General features: G+C 53.9%; 13 protein-coding genes and 1 pseudogene. All 14 read left to right on the top strand.

Annotated features, from left to right (window positions below; genetic code table 11):
• Positions 1–112: 112 nt before the first annotated feature.
• Positions 113–1192 (top strand): annotated as a pseudogene (locus NR126_RS29110) (HAMP domain-containing protein); the annotation flags it as partial.
• Positions 1187–2050 carry a methyl-accepting chemotaxis protein gene (locus NR126_RS29105; protein WP_372827494.1) on the top strand — a complete coding sequence of 288 codons (864 nt, stop codon included), beginning with the start codon at positions 1187–1189 and terminating at the stop codon, positions 2048–2050. The pseudogene NR126_RS29110 and the gene NR126_RS29105, both read left to right, overlap by 6 nt.
• Positions 2051–2894: 844 nt before the next feature.
• Complete coding sequence (locus NR126_RS26465; RefSeq protein WP_256832343.1) at positions 2895–4574, top strand: DUF1302 domain-containing protein; 1680 nt, start codon at positions 2895–2897, stop codon at positions 4572–4574.
• Between the two features lie 12 nt (positions 4575–4586).
• Positions 4587–5975: a DUF1329 domain-containing protein gene (locus tag NR126_RS26460; RefSeq protein ID WP_256832342.1), complete on the top strand. Its 1389-nt coding sequence runs from the start codon at positions 4587–4589 to the stop codon at positions 5973–5975.
• Between the two features lie 125 nt (positions 5976–6100).
• Positions 6101–7189 carry a YCF48-related protein gene (locus NR126_RS26455; RefSeq protein WP_256832341.1) on the top strand — a complete coding sequence of 363 codons (1089 nt, stop codon included), beginning with the start codon at positions 6101–6103 and terminating at the stop codon, positions 7187–7189.
• Between the two features lie 4 nt (positions 7190–7193).
• The gene (locus NR126_RS26450; protein WP_256832340.1) at positions 7194–9695 is read left to right on the top strand and encodes an RND family transporter; all 2502 of its coding nucleotides are present in this window, start codon (positions 7194–7196) and stop codon (positions 9693–9695) included.
• A gap of 283 nt (positions 9696–9978) precedes the next feature.
• Positions 9979–10569 (top strand): malonic semialdehyde reductase, encoded by a 591-nt coding sequence (locus NR126_RS26445; protein ID WP_256832339.1) that lies wholly within the window; start codon positions 9979–9981, stop codon positions 10567–10569.
• Between the two features lie 109 nt (positions 10570–10678).
• Positions 10679–11662 (top strand): fumarylacetoacetate hydrolase family protein, encoded by a 984-nt coding sequence (locus NR126_RS26440; protein WP_256832338.1) that lies wholly within the window; start codon positions 10679–10681, stop codon positions 11660–11662.
• Between the two features lie 9 nt (positions 11663–11671).
• On the top strand, positions 11672–12682 hold the full coding sequence (locus NR126_RS26435) for an NAD-dependent epimerase/dehydratase family protein (protein ID WP_256832337.1): 1011 nt from the start codon (positions 11672–11674) through the stop codon (positions 12680–12682).
• Positions 12669–13454: a cyclase family protein gene (locus tag NR126_RS26430; RefSeq protein WP_256832336.1), complete on the top strand. Its 786-nt coding sequence runs from the start codon at positions 12669–12671 to the stop codon at positions 13452–13454. The genes NR126_RS26435 and NR126_RS26430 overlap by 14 nt, the downstream gene beginning before the upstream one ends.
• Before the next feature lie 121 nt (positions 13455–13575).
• The gene (locus tag NR126_RS26425) at positions 13576–14310 is read left to right on the top strand and encodes a glutathione S-transferase family protein (RefSeq protein WP_256832335.1); all 735 of its coding nucleotides are present in this window, start codon (positions 13576–13578) and stop codon (positions 14308–14310) included.
• Positions 14311–14369: 59 nt separating this feature from the next.
• Entirely contained in the window at positions 14370–16001 is a 1632-nt protein-coding gene (locus tag NR126_RS26420) for an arylsulfatase (RefSeq protein ID WP_372827492.1), read from the top strand.
• Between the two features lie 64 nt (positions 16002–16065).
• Positions 16066–16917 carry a cache domain-containing protein gene (locus NR126_RS26415; protein ID WP_256832333.1) on the top strand — a complete coding sequence of 284 codons (852 nt, stop codon included), beginning with the start codon at positions 16066–16068 and terminating at the stop codon, positions 16915–16917.
• 162 nt (positions 16918–17079) lie between these two features.
• Positions 17080–18264 carry a 4-hydroxybenzoate 3-monooxygenase gene (gene pobA / locus NR126_RS26410; RefSeq protein WP_256832332.1) on the top strand — a complete coding sequence of 395 codons (1185 nt, stop codon included), beginning with the start codon at positions 17080–17082 and terminating at the stop codon, positions 18262–18264.
• Positions 18265–18560 lie beyond the last annotated feature (296 nt).

Below are 18560 nucleotides of genomic sequence, written 5' to 3'. Positions count from 1 at the left end.
TGTTTCTGCTGATAAGTCCGGCAAGAGTAAACAGATTTTCCCTACGGTTGATTTAACCGTTGCGCCGCCCCTGATCAGAGCAACCACTCCAAACCATCGAGCTGTGTCTGCCATGTCTGCGCTTATTCGGTTGTTCGGAAATCTATCCGTTGGAACAAAGCTTTCATTCGGCTTTGGATTGGTATTGCTATTCACTGTCGGCGTCGCTGCTACAGCCTTCCATTCTCTTCAATTGCTTCAATTACGCAGCGAGGAGTTGCGGGACGAATCTTCAATTCAGGCCCTCATCATGCAAGCGCGTATCGACGAGAAGGAGTTTGCCCTGAGTCTGGATTCCCAAGTCGCAGAGCAAGTGCATGGGGCGATCAACGAATTGGCGATGTTACTCGGTGGCGGTCGATCCGGCGACGAGTCCAGCGCTCCAATAAAGGGTGCCACGAACGCCTATTTGGAGCAGTTTGTCCGGTATGCAGACGCTCTGCGTGTGGCGCGTACGGCGAGTCTACTGATGCAAGATCGTGCGCAGTCTGCGGGAGACAGTTTTACTGGCGTCTTTCTCGATCAGCTTGACGCCATCAATGCGCAAATTGACAAGCAATTGCTGCCCACTGCTGACGGTATGGAGCTGCTTGAGCGGTTGGCGGGACTGCGTGAAAAGCTGATCAAGCTGCGCGACAGCGAGCTTCAATACTCATTGGATGGCGCCGACCGTTTTCGTCAGGACTGGGAAATGAGTATGAGCGATCTGGTGTCGGCTTTGCAGGCTCAAAGCTCCAATTTAGGTGCTGATGATGTCGAGTCGTTAAAGACTGCGACGGCAGCCTTGGCGGACTACCGTCAGGCGTTTGAACAGTTTGCGCAAAGCCGGCTGCAAATCGCTCACGCCAAGGCTTCCATGACAAATGAAACGCAGCAAGTTGCTGATTTACTCTCAAGTGCCAACCAGCGGCAAAGAGAGGCAATTGAGGCTGACAGTCAACACGCCTACCGACAGCTGGCACTGATAACGTTGTTGGCACTTACATTAGGCGTGGGGGCCGGCCTGTTAATTCGCCATTTGATTCTGCAGCCATTGAATTACGCCGTGGAACTGGCGCGGCGGGTCGCATCTGGCGATTTGGGTGGCTCTATCAATAGCGCAAAACGCCAGGACGAACCAGGTCAGTTACTGAATGCAGTTGGCGATATGCTTAGTAGCTTGCGTGGGTTGGTGGGGCGGATTGGACAAGGTGTCGGATTGCTCAATGTAACCGCAACCGATTTGGCTGACGTTATAAAACGTAACAGCCATGGCGTGGAAATGCAGCGCCAGGAAACCGAACTCGCTGCTGCCGCGATGCGGCAAATGACTGCGACTGCATTCAGGGTCGCAAGCAATGCCGATGAAGCTCGCATCGCAATGGCGCAAGCCGACAGCGAAGCCCGTGAAGGTGATGAGCTTGTGCGCCTGGCGGGTAGCAAAATTGACCAGCTAGCTCAGGAGATGGTCGGTTGCGCGGAGTCTATGCAATTGTTGCTCAATGAAAGTGCCTCTATTGGTGGGGTGCTCGATGTCATTAAGTCTGTCGCTGAGCAAACAAACCTGCTGGCACTCAATGCCGCGATAGAGGCCGCCCGTGCCGGTGAACACGGCCGAGGTTTCGCCGTTGTCGCCGATGAGGTTCGTGGATTGGCCAAGCGTACGCAAAAATCGACGTTAGAAATCGAGAGCCTGATTTCAAGGTTGCGCACAGTTGCGCAACAGGCATCAGAGCGAATGAAAGGCAGCCATGTGTTGACTGAGGAGACGGTCGCCTTGGCCGGTCAAGCCTCGAACGCTCTCGCTCGCATCACCAGAGCAGTATCCAGTGTTGAGCAAATGAATAAGCAGATTGCAGGCGCTGCAGAGCAACAAAGCCGGGTGGCCGAACAAGTCAGCTCTAGCATGCAACGTGTTCGAGAGGTTGCTGAGGACAATGCTCGGGAAAGTATAGCGCTGCAGAAATCGACGGTTGAATTGCAGCGTGTGGGTGGGGAGCTCAATACGGCAGTCTGGCACTTTCAAACATGATCGAACCGGGCCTGGCACCTGTTCCGATGCCTGGCATTGCGCGCTGAGTAAGTGCTACTGCGGCATCGATTTTTAAATCTCCACCCTGAGTGAGTAGGCGGAGCTTTGCTCTGAAAAATAGTTACATTTTCAACAGCCCTGCCAGTTAGCCGTTTCTACAATTCATACCCTGGATTTGGGTATTTGCCCTAGCTCTTGCGCATCATTTTCTTTGAATCCCCAACCTACAAAGCAGGGTTAACAACCCCCTGTTTTGGGTGTCTGGTTGACTCACCCGTCCACTTGATTTTTTCTTCGCCCGATTCTTCGGTGACCCTCTGATCCTGCCTCAAATGTCGCTTTAGATGGGTCTGTGGCGATTAGACAAGCTAACGCTTCTGACGATACATCGCATCCTTACAAGCGATTTCCCAAATTCTTGAGATTGCTACAAGCTCCCTTTCAACGCACCGCCAACCATCTCAACTCAAGCTGTAGGTGGCAGGTGAACGTAAGATTCGTGGAGCTAATAATGAATAAACAATCCATGCAGTCCTCCGCCTTTACAAATGCCTTGCATGTCGACAGCACTGCCCGAGTCTCGGACAAACACGGCTGTCGCACTCGTCGCTCCCAGAAATTTGTATTGCGTCAAGCGTGCAGAAGAGAAGTGCAGCGCTCAATTCTGATCAGTTGTTAACAGGGATTTATTTCTACTCCTGATTCAGTTGTGCACCTGAGTGTCCTGATTGGCTCGCTCATGGGTAACGGAATAACCAAACCAATATTGACCTGATGTCCTCGATTGGTGCGGTTACGCAAGAAAATGCTGACACACACAAGAATAATAAAGAGGGTTAATTCGATGGTTACTCGCAAACCGGCGGCCCTGCGACGCGCGCCTTTCACACTAACAATAGCGGCCGGCTTAGTGCTCGGAATGCCAGTTGCTCAAGCATTTCAGGTTGACACCGGTAATCCGGATTTCAGCCTGCGGTGGGATAACACCGTGAAGTACAGCGCCGCCTGGCGTACCCAAAATCCCAGCAGCAAACTAAGTGAGGGGCGGGTTGCGCTCAATCAGGACGATGGCGATCGGGCGTTCAAAAAGGGCCTGATCTCCAACCGCACGGACATCCTCTCCGAGTTGGACATGTCGTTCAAAAACGTTGGCGCTCGCCTCAGCGGCGCCGCCTGGTACGACAGCTCATACCAGCACGACAACGATAACGACGACCCGGCTCGGGCTAACGCGCGTTCGGTGGCCTACGACGAATTTACCGACGACACCCGCCATTTGCATGGCGGCGACGGTGAATTGCTCGATGCGTTCGTGTACTGGAACGGCGAGCTGGCCGATCACGCCACGTCCGTGCGTGCCGGTCGCCACGGCTTGATCTGGGGCGAGAGCCTGTTCTTCGGGGCCAACGGCATTGCCGGTGGCATGGCGCCGGTCGACGTGGTGAAAGCGCAGTCCGTACCCAACACCCAGTTCAAAGAAATCACCCGGCCGGTCAATCAACTATCGGGGACTTTCCAGCTGACCGACGACGTCTCGCTCGGCGCCTTTTACCAGCTGGAGTGGGAGGAGACGCGCCTGCCGGGTGCCGGCAGTTACTTCTCCACCAGCGACACCATCGGTGAAGGCAACGAACGATTGATCGTGGGCGCGCCATTTCCTGCTTTCCTTGGCGGCAATCCCGGCAGCCCGGCGGCGTTCTTCCACGGCAATGACAAGGAAGCGAAAAGTTCGGGGCAGGGTGGCCTGCAGTTGAAGTACAGCGCCGAGACGGTCGAGTACGGCCTTTACGCGATCCAGTATCATGACAAAACCCCCAAACTGTATCTCAAACCCTCCACCGGTGCGCCGAACTTCGGCACTGGTCAGATCGGCGAGTACTACTGGGTGTACCCGGAAGACATTCGCGCGTTTGGTGCCAGCTTTTCCACCACCGTCGACGAATACAGCTTCGCCGGTGAAGCCTCGATGCGCTGGAACATGCCGCTGGTTTCCAACGGTCAAACCGTCTTGCCCGGTGTGGTCGCCGACAACGATGACGACGCCCTCTACGCAGTTGGCCGTACCGCCCACGTCAACCTCAACGTCCTGGCTTCGTTCGGGCCGAACTTCATCGCCAGGGAATCCGGACTGGTCGGTGAGATCGCCTGGAACCGCCTGCTGAACGTCACCAAAAACCGTGCTGCCCTTGATCCCAATGCCACCGATGACGGCCTCGGTTTCAAGGTGGTTTACACCCCGACCTACCGCCAGTTTTTCTCCGGCATCGATATCAGCATCCCGGTCGGCCTCAGCTACTTCCCCCTGGGCAAATCGGCGGTGGTCAGTTCGTTCGGTCCGGACAAGGGCGGCGACATGAACATCGGCATCACCGCCACCTACCTGGACCGCGTCACCGCCGGCCTGACCTACACCCATTACTACGGCGCCGAGGACACCAACCTCAACGCGGCAAGCCAATTCAATTACAAGCAATCGTTGAAAGACCGGGACTACCTGGCTTTCTCCGTCAAGACCACGTTTTAAGAGGACTTGCGCATGACCAACAACAAAAAAAGCGGCGCTTTCACACTCAAAGCCTTGTGTTTCGCACTGCTCGGTACCTTCTCAATGGCCAGTCAACTGACTCTGGCAGCCACTGCTGAAGAAGCAGCCAAACTGAACACCAGCCTTACGCCTTTTGGTGCGGAGCGTGCCGGTAATGCCGATGGCACCATTCCCGCCTGGGACGGTGGTTATACCAAGGTTGACCCATCGTTCAAGGAGGGCGGCAAGCGTTCCGATCCGTTCGCGGCAGACAAACCGCTGTTCAGCATCACCTCGAAAAACCTTGCGCAATACGCCGGCAAACTGACCGATGGCACCAAGGAGATGTTCAAGCGCTATCCGGATACCTATCGCGTCGATGTCTACCCTACTCGCCGAACAGCAGCAGCACCGCAGTGGGTTTATGACAATACGTTGAAAAACGCTACCCGCGCCAAACTCGTCGATAGCAGCGCTGGCCCAGTTCCGGAAGGCGCCTTTGGTGGCATCCCGTTCCCGATCCCGAAAAATGGCGCCGAAGCCATGTGGAACCACCTGCTCAATTGGCGCGGTACGTCAGTATCGATGCATATCCGTCATTACCTGATGACTGCTGATGGCAAGCAGGTGATGACCACTGAAGGCCAAGCCATCCAGGAAATGCCTTACTACTATCAGGACGGCAAGCCAGAAACCTTTACCGGGGATTATTGGCTGTTTCGCTTGCTCAATGTTGGCCCACCCATCCGTGCGGGCGAGCAGATACTTGGGCGCACCAATATCAACGGTGACTTGTCCCAGGCGCACGTATACCTGAGCGGCCAACGCCGCGTGCGCAAGCTGCCGAATGCCTGCTGCGATACACCGACACCGGCAACTGCCGGGGTGATGTCGTTCGACGAGTTGAGCGTGTTCCAGGGCCGTATGGACCGCTTTGACTGGAAGCTGGTCGGTAAGCAGGAGATGTATATCCCTTACAACACCAACAAAGTGCAAACCGCCAGTAAGCCTGAACTTCTGTTTTCTGATCACCACATGAATCCTGACTACGTGCGTTGGGAATTGCACCGAGTTTGGGTGGTGGAAGCTCAACTCGCACCAGGTAAGCGTCACCAACTGCCGAAGGGCCGTTACTACCTCGACGAAGACACCTGGCAAGCCATGTTGGGTGATCGGTGGGATGCCAACGGCCAACTGGCCAAGACGCTATGGTCGTTGCCAGCGGTGATGCCTGATCTTCCAGCACAAGCACAGTTGTCTGCCGGTTTTTACGACCTGACCTCCGGATCTTGGTTTATCCAAAGTGTTTATGCCGGCATGAATGATCAGTACAGCGTGGTTGATCGATTCAAACCCGCGGAGTTTTCTCCCGCAGCTATGGCCGGTGCAGGTGTTCGCTAGTCGCACTGTCTGGTCTGGCGCGACCCAGGGCGTATCTGCTGAGCAATACGAACTGAGTTGAAGAGAGTTGAGCTTGAACGGGTTGCTTCGAAGCAACCCTTTTAAATGTTTTCTCGAGGTTGGGAATGAACAGAATCTGTCAGGCAGGCCGTTTGTTGTGGCTGATGGTCTTTATGCCGCTGTGCTTTGCCGATGCTGCCGTGAGCGACGCTTTGCACACTCCAGCCATGCAGGTGCCGCAGGCGCAACATGCAGTGCTGCTGGATTTGGCTCGTGCTGAAAAGCGCTTAGTAGCGGTCGGCGAACGCGGCACTGTGCTGCTCTCTGATGACAATGGTTTGAGTTGGCGCCAGGTTGAAGTACCGGTTTCCGTCAGCCTCACCGCTGTACAGTTTGTCGATGCTAACCATGGTTGGGCTGTTGGCCATTCAGGTGTGGTGTTGGCCAGCCAGGACGGTGGTGAACACTGGGCTGTGCAGTTGGACGGTCAAAGGGCTGCGCAATTGGAGTGGGATGCGGCCAGGCAGCAGGCAGATACTGCTATGGACAAGGATGCTGCTGATGCGCGCGTACAAACGGCTGAACGTTTCCTTCGAGAGGGTGCCGATAAACCTTTCCTCGCGTTGCGGTTTACCGACGCTCAGCACGGCTTGATTGTCGGTGCTTACGGTCTGGCTTTTCAGACCGACGATGGTGGCGAGACCTGGCATTCCGTAATGGGGCAAATCGATAACCCCGCAGGCCTTCATTTGTATGCGATCGCACGCCAGGATGCGCACTGGTTTCTCGCTGGCGAGCAGGGGTATCTGGCTCGATCGAATGATGCAGGTAAAACCTACACCCAACTCACAAGCCCCTACGCGGGCAGCTTTTTCACCTTGCAAATCGCTCAGGACGGCACATTGCTGGCCGCGGGGCTGAGGGGCAATACGTTTGTCTCCAGGGACCTTGGCAATAGCTTCGTTACTGCGCCAGTTCCAGTGCCTGTCTCGTTCAGCGATGCCATCCGCACCGCTGACGGCCAACTACTACTCGTCAATCAGGGCGGTGCGTTGTTTCGAACCAGCAGCCAATCCACTTCGCTGACGCCTTATGGCAAGCCGCTGGGCATGCCTGTCTCCAGTGTGATCGAAGCCGCCGATGGCAGCTTGGTGCTGGCTGGTTTCACCGGTGTGCTGCGTGTTGCACCACCTACCGTTACTGCTTCGGAGTGAGATTATGAAGTCTTCTGGTAATTCCATTTCGAACCTGGATGAGGCTAGCCAGGCTACGACGAGCCTTGCCAATTTCGACCCGCGCTCTGGCTCGGTGGTGGAACGGATTCTGTTCAATCATCGCCTATGGGTGCTGCTGGTATGCGTGCTGACGACCTTGGTGCTTGGCTACCAGGCAACCCGGATCGAGTTGAATGCCAGCTTTGAAAAAATGATTCCGACTCAACATCCCTATATCGCTAACTACCTTGATCATCAGAAACAACTGAGTGGTTTGGGTAATGCCTTGCGCATTGTGGTGGCCAACAAAAATGGCGATATCTACGACGCGCAGTACCTGAAAACCCTTCAAGCGTTGAGCGACAAGCTATATCTGCTGCCTGGTGTCGACCGCGCCTACATGAAGTCGCTGTGGACACCGGCCACCCGCTGGGTCGCGGTAACCGAGGATGGCCTCGACGGTGGTCCGGTAATTCCTGATGACTACAACGGCAGTCCAGGCAGTCTGGATGACCTGCGGCGTAACGTGCAGCGTTCAAACGAGCTGGGGCAATTGGTGGCCTTCGACCAGACCTCAACGATCATTTATGTACCTCTGCTAGCTAACACTGCAGATGGCAAAGCGCTGAACTACTCAACGCTGTCCGATCAACTTGAGGCACTGCGCAGCACTTATCAAAACGACAAGATCGATATTTACATCACTGGTTTTGCGAAAAAAGTCGGCGACCTGATTGCCGGTTTGAAACAGATTCTGCTGTTCTTTGCCGTCGCGATCCTGATCACCACCGTCGTGCTGTTTTGGTACACCCGTTGCCTGCGCAGTACGCTGCTGGTTGTGCTCTGTTCGCTGGTGGCGGTGGTCTGGCAGCTGGGTTTGTTGCCGCTGTTGGACTATCAGCTGGACCCTTATTCTGTGCTTGTACCGTTCCTGGTGTTTGCCATCGGCATGAGTCACGGCGCGCAGAAAATGAACGGCATCATGCAGGATATTGGCCGTGGCATGCACCGTGTGGTCGCTGCACGCTTCACCTTCCGGCGTTTGTTCCTGGCAGGCCTGACAGCGCTGCTGTGCGATGCCGTTGGATTTGCCGTGCTCATGATTATCAAAATCCAGGTCATCCAGGATTTGGCGGTGATTGCCAGCATTGGCGTAGCGGTGCTCATTTTCACCAACCTGATTCTGTTGCCGGTGCTGCTCTCGTATGTTGGTGTTTCCCCGCGCGCTGCGCAGCTGAGCCTCAAAAGTGAACAGGCCGAGGAGGCCGGGCAACGTCGCCATGCTTTCTGGCGCTTCCTTGATTTGTTCACTCACCGACGCGCGGCCAGCCTGTGCATTGCTGTCAGCCTGGGCTTGGCGGTGATGGGGTTCATCGTTAGTTTGCAACTGAAAATCGGCGATTTGGATGCCGGAGCCCCAGAGCTTCGTCCAGACTCGCGCTACAACCAGGACGATGCGTTTCTCACCCGTCATTACGGTGCCAGCAGTGACTTGTTTGCAGTGATGGTGCAAACCCCGGCCAGCAATTGTTCGCGGTACGACATTCTGGCCAAGGTTGACAATCTGGACTGGCAATTACGTGCGCTGCCGGGTGTGGACTCGACCAACTCCTTGGCGCTGCTGAACCGCCGCATGCTGGTGGGCCTCAGTGAAGGCAACGCGAAGTGGTACGAGCTACAGAACAATCAGGCAATGCTGAACATGATCACTGCCAGTGCGCCGCGTGGTCTGTACAACGAAGATTGCAGCCTGCTAACGCTGTATGCCTACCTCACCGACCATAAGGCGGAAACCCTTACACGGCTCGTGGATGTCGTAGAGAAATTTGCCGCCGCCAACAATACGGACGAAGTGAAATTTCTCCTCGCCGCTGGCAACGCCGGTATCGAAGCAGCAACCAACATTGTAGTCAAACAGGCTAACCGCGAGATGCTTTTCTGGGTCTACGGTGCGGTGATCTTGCTGTGCCTGATCACCTTCCGTTCGTGGCGAGCAACGCTCTGCGCGGTGATTCCGTTAATGCTCACGTCCATCCTTTGTGAAGCATTGATGGTCTGGCTAAACATCGGTGTGAAGGTTGCCACGCTGCCGGTCATCGCCTTGGGTGTGGGTATCGGCGTCGACTACGCACTCTACGTGATGAGCATTTTGCTAGGGCATCTACGCCAAGGCGCGAGCCTGTCTGAAGCCTATTACCGCTCTCTGGTTTCCACCGGCAAGGTCGTCATGCTCACCGGCATCACGCTCGCCATCGGTGTCGCTACCTGGATGTTTTCACCGATCAAGTTCCAGGCCGACATGGGCGTGCTACTGGCCTTCATGTTCATTTGGAACATGGTTGGCGCCTTGGTGCTATTGCCTGCACTGGCTCATTTCTTGTTACCGGTGAGCCGTGTGGTCATCCGTGCGCAAGCTACGACGAGCGCGGTCAAAACGGTTAGCGCGGTTCCAATAGAGGTTCATCACAAGGTCGTGCAGTCGACGGTCACCGGGTCGGCCGTTTAAGGAATCCGTTCGGTAACGGAAGGAGCGCTTATGTCCATCATTCGCCATCTTGCTGGCATCTGGTACCAGGGCATTAGCGCCTATGGCGCAGCGATCTGTGCGGTAGAGATGCATCACATATCTAGCAGGGAGAATCAGAGTGATGGCTAAGTGCGTTGATAAAGCTGAAACAGGTTCGACTTGTCCGAGGGCATTAATGCGCGTTGGTTTAACAAGATTTTCTTGTCTGGATGCTGTGGTTCCTGATCCCGGCTCACTGCATTCACTCGAAAGGAATTAGCTCATGTCTTTTGCATTGGATTCATCTGTTATCGACCAACTTTTTTTGCAGGCACGGTCACATAACGGCTGGCTCGAAACACCTGTATCGGACCAGCTTTTGCGTCGTCTTTACGACACCCTAAAACAGGGCCCGACCAGTAATAACTGCTGCCCTGCACGTTTCGTATTCGTACGAAGTGATGTGGCAAAGCAGCAGTTGCTACCTGCACTGAAGGGCCACAATGGCGAAAAAATGCTGGCAGCGCCTGTCACTGCAATCGTCGCGTACGACTCGCAGTTTTACGAGCATTTGCCTGAGCTTTTTCCTGTCTACGACGCTGGCGCCGCTTACCGCGATAACCCACAAGCGGCCGCTATAGCAGCTTTGCGTAACGGTAGTTTACAGGGGGCTTATCTGATCCTCGCTGCTCGTGCCCTGGGTCTTGACTGCGGTCCGATGTCTGGATTTGACAATGCTTTGGTAGACACGAGTTTCTTTCCAGATGGTCGTTGGAAATCCAACTTTCTGTGCAGCCTTGGCTATGGCGATGTTGCAAGACTGCGCCCGGTTGGACCACGCCTTGAGTTTGACCAAGCATGCAAATTGGCTTGAGGGAATTGGCGCTGCTGGTGGGTGGAGTAACTCCTGGGGATTTTGATATTTGCCCTCTGCGACAAGGCTTGGTCCTCGAGAAAAAAAACAATAGTCAAGGAACCGCGAAATGAAACTGGCAACGCTCAAAGATGGGAGTCGGGACGGCCGCCTGGTTGTTGTCTCTCGTGATTTAACCCATGCGGTAGCTGCTGTGCATATCGCGCCTTCCCTGCAGTTGGCAATTGAAAATTGGTGGGGTGTAGAGCCTGAGTTGCAAGCGCTTTACCAAGAGCTTAACAACGGGCGCTTAAAAGATGCTTTCACTTTCGACCCAACAGTGGCGATGGCGCCGTTGCCACGCGCTTATCAATGGTGCGATGGCTCAGCATTCCTGAGTCACGGTCATCTAATGGAGAAAGCTTTCAATATCGACCCGGTTGAAGGGGCCGATGTCACGCCACTTATGTACCAGGGCGCTGGGGACGACTTTATCGGTGGGCGTGATGATGTGGCGTTGCCTTGTGAAGCCCACGGCATCGATTTCGAGGGCGAGTTTGTAGTGTTAGTGGATGACGTTCCGCTGGGTTGCTCTGCAGATCAGGCTGGTGAACACATCAAGCTTATTTTGCAAGTAAACGATGTCAGTCTTCGTGCTTTCGGACCTAGAGAAATGAAGACTGGCTTTGGTTTCTTGCATGCCAAGCCGTCGTCCAGCTTTGCTCCAGTCGCCATCACGCCAGACGAACTGGGCGACGCCTGGAGCAATGGGCGAGTGAATTTGCCACTTCAGGTGGAATGGAATGGTGAGTGGTTCGGCAACCCGCACGGTAGTGCAATGCATTTTAGCTTCCCAGAACTGGTTGCTCATGCCGCGCTCACTCGGCGACTCGGGGCCGGCACCTTAATCGGCTCGGGAACTGTCTCGAATAATGATCGCCGAGTCGGATCAGCTTGCATCTCCGAACGCCGGGCCATCGAAACGATTGAGCACGGAGCACCAAAAACAGGATTTATGCGCTTTGGAGATCGCGTTCGCATGGATGTGACAGGTAGTGACGGCCAATCTGTTTTTGGGGCCATTGATCAACGCATCGTATCTGCATCTGTGTAAGGAGAGCGTATGCGTGTAATGGTCACAGGTGCCAACGGATTTATCGGACGGGCACTGGTAGAGCAGTTGCTCGAACAAGGAACGCTTGGCCTTCGCACCATCAATGTTTTGATGTTGCTAGACAAGGAGCTGGTTGGATTTCCCGAAGATAAACGCCTGCGTCGTCTCTGCGGGAATATTGGCGACCCCACATTTATACGCCGAGCACTCGCAGACGGGGTTGACGTAGTTTTTCACTTGGCTTGCATCCCGAGTGGTACTGCCGAAGCGCAATACGCGCTGGGGTATCAGGTCAATCTTTTGGCTAGCTTGGAGTTGCTCAGTCAACTGCGCTGTCTGCCCGTTGCTCCGACATTGGTTTATGCCAGCAGCATCTCGGTTTATGGCATCCCCGTGCCAACTCGTATGGATGAGTCCGCTTGCTTGGACCCTTCAATCAGCTACGGGGCCCACAAACAAATGATCGAAGTTGCCATCAATGATCTCGCCCGGCGCGGCGAAGTAGATGGTCGGGTCCTCCGCCTGCCTGGAGTGGTCGCCAGACCGCATGGGTCGAGTGGGTTGTGTTCAGGTTTTATGAGTGACTTGATGCGCCATTTTGCCATGGGAGAGCCTTATACATGTCCTGTTTCACCGCAGGCTAGCGTCTGGTGGATGTCGGCAAGCTGCTGTGTGGAGAATCTGCTGCTCGCAGCCGAACTTGAGGCGTCGAAGTTGGGGCGGCAGCGCGTTTGGCAATTGCCCGTGCTGCGGCTATCGATTGCCCAGGTGATCGATGCACTTGCCGTGATCTTTGGTCAGGACCGACGTGAGCTAATCGATTTTGTTCCGGACGTTCGGCTGGAGTCTTTATTCACCGCCTTCCCGGCAATGAAAACACCACTCGCAAAGTCCTTGGGCTTTCGTCATGACGGGACTGCCGCTGCTCTTGTTCGTAACTCCCTCAATCCGTTGTCTTCTGTACATCGTACGCGTGTATCGAAGACTGTATCGCGAGTGACTACTGATGAAATCAACTAAACGCCGCCTAGTGGACCTCTCTGTAACGTTGGATAACAACCCCTATACCGATCCACCACCTCTGCTACCGAAAATCGATTACATCGATCACCAACAAGGCTGGCCGGAAATGGCGGCGATGTTTCCAGGGCTCTCGATGGACCAACTACCGGGTAATGAATCCTGGGCTGCCGAGCGTTTGCAAATTACCACCCATAGCGGCACACATATGGATGCTCCCTGGCACTACGCGTCGACTACCGATGGCGGCAAGCCTGCATTTGGTATCGATGAGTTACCGCTGGACTGGTGTCTGCAACCTGGAGTGAAGCTGGATTTTCGTCATCTTCCCGATGGCCATGTAGTCACAGCAACGGAAATCGAAGCGGAGTTGGACCGCATTGGGCACGTGCTACAGCCTCTGGAGATTGTTCTGGTCAATACACGAGCAGGCGCATTGTTCGGGCAGCCCGGGTATTTGGATGCCGGCGTAGGTATTGGGCGTGAAGCGACGCTCTATTTACTCGAACGGGGCGTGCGTGTGGTGGGCACTGATGCCTGGAGTTGGGACGCACCATTCAAATACACGCGGGAACGTTTTGCCACAGACGGCGACCCTTCGATTATTTGGGAAGGGCACAAGGCTGGACGTGACATCGGCTATGGCCAGATGGAGAAACTCGCGAATTTAGACACTCTCCCGGCTAACGGATTTCAAGTGTCCTGTTTCCCTTACAAGATCAAACATGCATCAGCCGGATTTGTCCGCGCGGTGGCAATTTTCGAGGATTGATCCTTGGCGATTACGCATCTGGATCAGTTTCCGATTGCGTATCTGCGTAGGCGTTTTATTTCATGCCCTGCATGGCTGTGCGGTCGATTGCAGTAGCTATCTAATCAGTTAGGAGTTGGTTATGAGTACCCTTGAACTCTACAACGCTGGTGTTTCAACCTGCAGCCAGCGTGTGCGTTTTGTCCTCGCTCAAAAAGGGCTGGCGTATACCGATAAACGTATTCATCTCGAAAAAGGGGAGCATCTGACCCCTGAGTATTTGGCAATCAACCCTAACGGCTTGCTTCCTGCATTGGTTCATGACGGCCGAGCAATCGTAGACTCGAGCGTGATCAATGAGTATTTGGAGGAAGTGTTTCCTGAAGTCGCTCTGATCCCAAAAAAACCGTATGAGCGAGCTCAAATGCGTGCTTGGGTCCAGTACCTCGATGAGGTTATGACTCCAGCCATTCGTTACCCATCTTTCCAGAAGTTTTTCGGTGGTGGGCTTCGTGCCATGTCCTCTGAACAGCGTGAAGCATTCGCTAACCGTCTACCTCTGCGTAAACACTTCGCTTTAGAAATCGGGTCTGAAGGTTTTCCACAAAAGAAACTGGATGATGCGATGGAGCGGATACAGCAGTCTCTGCAGCGTATGGAAACAGCGCTTAAAAAGAACCAGTGGATTTCGCATATCGATTTGACGTTGGCTGATATCGCAATGATGCCGAGCATCGTTCGTCTTGAAGATCTTGGCCTGGCTTCGTTATGGGCCGACATGCCCAACATCGCCGGCTGGTACGCGCGGCTCCAAAAGCTTCCGGCCTTCGCACAAGCCTATTCTCCTGGCTCGCGGTTGGGTATCGGTGCCAATTAAAAATCTCCAATCGTGAATCCGTCAATTCAGAAGGTGTAGTAATGCGATACGGCCAATTGATGTGCAGTCTATTGCTCGGCTTATTTGTGCAAGGAACCGCTTGGGCTGCCACCCCATCAACGCGACCCAACATTCTTTTGATATTGGCGGATGACTTGGGTTATTCGGACCTTGGGTCTTTTGGCGGGGAAATAAACACGCCTACCTTGGATCAATTGGCTGCGGAAGGACTGCAGATGACGGGGATGTATGCATCTCCGACGTGCTCACCGTCACGCTCAATGATGATGTCTGGGACGGACAACCATTTGGCAGGGCTAGGCACCATGGCAGAGGCCCTGCAACCATTTCAAAAAGGTATGCCAGGTTACGAGGGTTATCTGAACCAGAATAGCTATTCGATTGCGCAGCTGTTGAAGGCCGGGGGATATCACACTTCCATGGTCGGTAAATGGCATTTGGGTTTGGAGCCTGATCAAGCCCCATCTCAACGTGGGTTTGAGAACTCTTTCGCTCTGATGGAAGGAGGGGCGACACACTTCAAACCGGCCAACCAAAACCCAAGCAAAATCGAGGACGTACACTACCGAGAGAACGGTCAGATCGTGCAAGTCCCGGATGATTTCTACTCGACCGATTTCTACACCGATAAGCTCATCAGCTACTTAAAAAACACCAGTAAGGATGGCAAACCGTTTTTTGCCTACGCCGCATTCACGGCTCCACACTGGCCGCTTCAGGCTCCCGATGCTTATTTGGACAAGTATCGCGGACGTTATGACCAGGGCCATGACAGCGTTCGAATTGCACGCATCGAGCGTATGAAGACACTCGGTTTGTTGCCGGAAGACTTCAATCCCGCGCAGCCTCTCCCCACTACTGCGCAAACGCCAAACTGGGATCAGTTGAGTCCCGAGCAGAAGCGCATCGAAGCTCGCAAAATGGAAATTTATGCAGCGATGGTGGACAACCTCGACCACAACGTCGGGCGCTTGATTGATTACCTGCGTGAAAGCGGTCAGTACGACAACACACTTATTGTTTTCATGTCCGACAACGGCGCAGCAGGTGAAAACCATGCGCTGTTCTATCCAGCTGGAGAGCACACCGATAATAGCTACGGCAATCTCGGCCGTCGCGGTTCTCAAATTGACTATGGCATGCGCTGGGCTGAGGTTAGCGCGGCACCATTCCATTTGTTCAAGGGAAGTACTGCTGAGGGTGGGATCAGTGTTCCGGCGATTGTGCACCTGCCTAAGGGGTTGCTTCGCCAAGGGGTCGAGCGCGGTGTAGCCCGCATAGATGACCTTGCTCCTACCTTTCTCGAGCTCGCGGGAATTCCAACGCCTAACGAGCTAGGAAAAAATCCGATTACCGGACAATCATTACTCCCAATGCTTTCCGGAAAGGCCAGCCCTCACGCTGATTCACCTCTCGCGGGTGAGCTGTTTGGTAATGCTTATTACCGAGAGGGAAGCCTCAAGCTGCTCGGGCTTCGTCCACAAGTAGGTTTTAACGCTCCTCCCCAGCCGTTGAAATGGCAGTTATTTGATATCGCAAGTGATCGAGGCGAAACCCGTGACATCGCCCCTGAACAGCCTGAAACCGTACAGCGGTTGAAGGATGCCTGGCAGAACTATGCAAAGCGGGTAGGCGTGGTCTTCCCGCCAACAGGCCAAGGTTCGAAATGAGCGCCGGTGAATAGATGTCTCGAGTGCTTTTACACAGTCCATTTTTAAATCGGAGTTAGTGAATATGCGTTTCCCTAAGTTTATGGGTGTGGCTACGGTACTTTGGGTTATTGCATGCTCATCGGCCAGCGCCAACTCCCCGGTTAGCTCGGACGATCAGCAAGCTCAACAGTTGCTAAATAACGCAGTGGATTACTACCGCGTTCAGGGAGATTCCGCACTTGCGGCTTTTAGTCGGCAGGGGGAGTTTGTTGATGGAGAGCATTATGTCTTCGTTGTGGATACCCATGGGACAATGCTTGCGAGTGGAGGCGCGTCAGCTGTTCTGATTGGACGTGATGTTTCTAAAGTCTTAGAGCCAGAGTTGCGATCAGCGTTTGATCAGGCACTGAAGTCGCCGGAGGGGATAATTGGTTCGGCAAAATATCGCTGGATGAACGTAAAAGACGGCCGAGTTGAGCAAAAGCAGGTTTACTACCAACGCGTAGGCGACCGAGTCATTGCAGTTGGCGACTACTTGCCTAGAGCATCTGCCGATCAGGCGAAAAATTTGCTTGAACGAGCTTCTTCGTCACTGAAAAAAGACCCTAAAGTTACCCTCCGCTCAATCAATGACTTATCGGCGAGTTTCCGTGAGGATGATTTGTATGTCTTCGTGGTCGACCTGAAAAGCCATCGTTACCTGGCTCATGGTTACAACGTGCGCCTGTTAGGTGTGGATTTCACCACTATCAAGGACCCAGAGGGAAAACCCGTAGGTGCCCCTATTTTAGCGATGGTTGATCGGGTCGACAGTGGGGGTTATGACTATCGCTGGCGAAATCCCGTGACAGGTAAGGTCGAAGATAAACATGCGCTCTTTCGTAAGGTTGGAAACTACCTTGTAGCAGTTGGGTATTACGTCGATCCTCGCTAAAGGTTTCGTTGTTGCAGGAAAATTAACTGACTGGGGTAAGTGTTTTAAATCATGCTCTGGAAGCAACCAGTGTGTTGTTTTCATGGCTTCTATCAGCTTGGAAAAGTACTTTAGAGGCACTTGCTCGAGCTGTTTTGATTTAGGTGTTCAGAGGAAATAAGAATGAAAACACAGGTTGCGATAATCGGTGGCGGGCCATCGGGTCTCCTGCTCGGTCAGTTACTTCAAAAAGCTGGCATCGGAAACATAATCATTGAGCGTCAATCTCAAGAGTATGTATCAAGCAGAATTCGGGCCGGAGTGCTTGAGCAGGGCATGGTCGATCTTCTTCGTGAAGCTGGCGTTGGTGAACGCATGGATCGAGAAGGTCTGGTTCATGATGGATTTGAATTGGTCTTCGACGGTCGGCGCGAACGTATTGATCTCAAGGAGATGACTGGCGGTAAATCAGTGGTGATTTACGGTCAAACAGAGGTAACTCGCGATCTCGTGGCTGCACGAACGGCCAGTGGTGCAACCACTTTCTATGAAGTGCCGGATGTTGAACTGCATGATCTCAAAAGTGCTCACCCGTACGTCACCTTTACTCACAATGGTGAGCTGTTCAGACTTGATTGTGACCATATCGCCGGGTGCGATGGCTACCATGGTATTTCTCGCAAGTCGATTCCAGAGGGCGTGCTGACCGAGTACGAGCGGGTTTATCCATTCGGATGGTTAGGTGTGCTCGCCGATACGCCACCCGTCAACGAAGAGTTGATGTACGCGAACCACGAGCGGGGCTTCGCATTGTGCAGCATGCGCTCACACACTCGTACCCGCTATTACGTGCAAGTAGGGGCTGACGAGAAGGTAGAAGATTGGTCCGATCAGCGTTTTTGGGATGAATTGAAATCTCGCCTTCCTGAAGAAACTGCTGCGCGACTGATTACTGGCCCGTCAATTGAAAAAAGCATAGCGCCCCTGCGAAGCTTCGTTGTTGAACCTATGCAATATGGGCATCTGTATCTCGTCGGAGACGCCGCTCATATCGTTCCTCCAACGGGTGCCAAAGGATTGAACCTGGCGGCCAGTGACGTCAGTACCCTCTACCAGATTCTTCTCAAGGTGTACCGGGAAGGTCGTGGCGACTTGCTTGAGCGTTACTCTCAGGTTTGCCTCAAGCGTGTATGGAAAGCCGAGCGCTTTTCCTGGTGGATGACCTCAATGTTGCATAAGTTTCCTGGAACGGACGCCTTCAGCCAGCGCATGCAGCAGACCGAACTCGAATACTTCGTCGGCTCTGAAGCCGGCCGTAAAACCATTGCGGAAAACTATGTTGGTCTCCCTTACGAGCCGATTGAATAGTGATCCCAACTCCCTTGGCGATGGTGCCAAGGCGGTTTTTTACAGCAGGCAGAAGCTACGCGTTCCACGGCGTTAGTGGCCCTGCCTAATCGGAGAGCTTTACCAAAGTTTCTCGCTGTCGGCGCGCCCTCCACAAGAGGGCCGTTATCTTACCTCTGTGCATGTCCGAAGGTCGTTGCTACCCGCAGCGATCTACATGGCACCGAGATTGCGATCTGCGAGCTCGGAGTGGCGTTATCGTGGATGGGCTGAGTAAACCATTTATCGTAGATGGCGTTGATTTCGCCCGAGACGAA

The organism is Pseudomonas sp. Pse1, assembly GCF_024519635.1.
GTDB lineage: Bacteria > Pseudomonadota > Gammaproteobacteria > Pseudomonadales > Pseudomonadaceae > Aquipseudomonas.
This window is presented reverse-complemented; position numbering and strand designations above follow the sequence as displayed.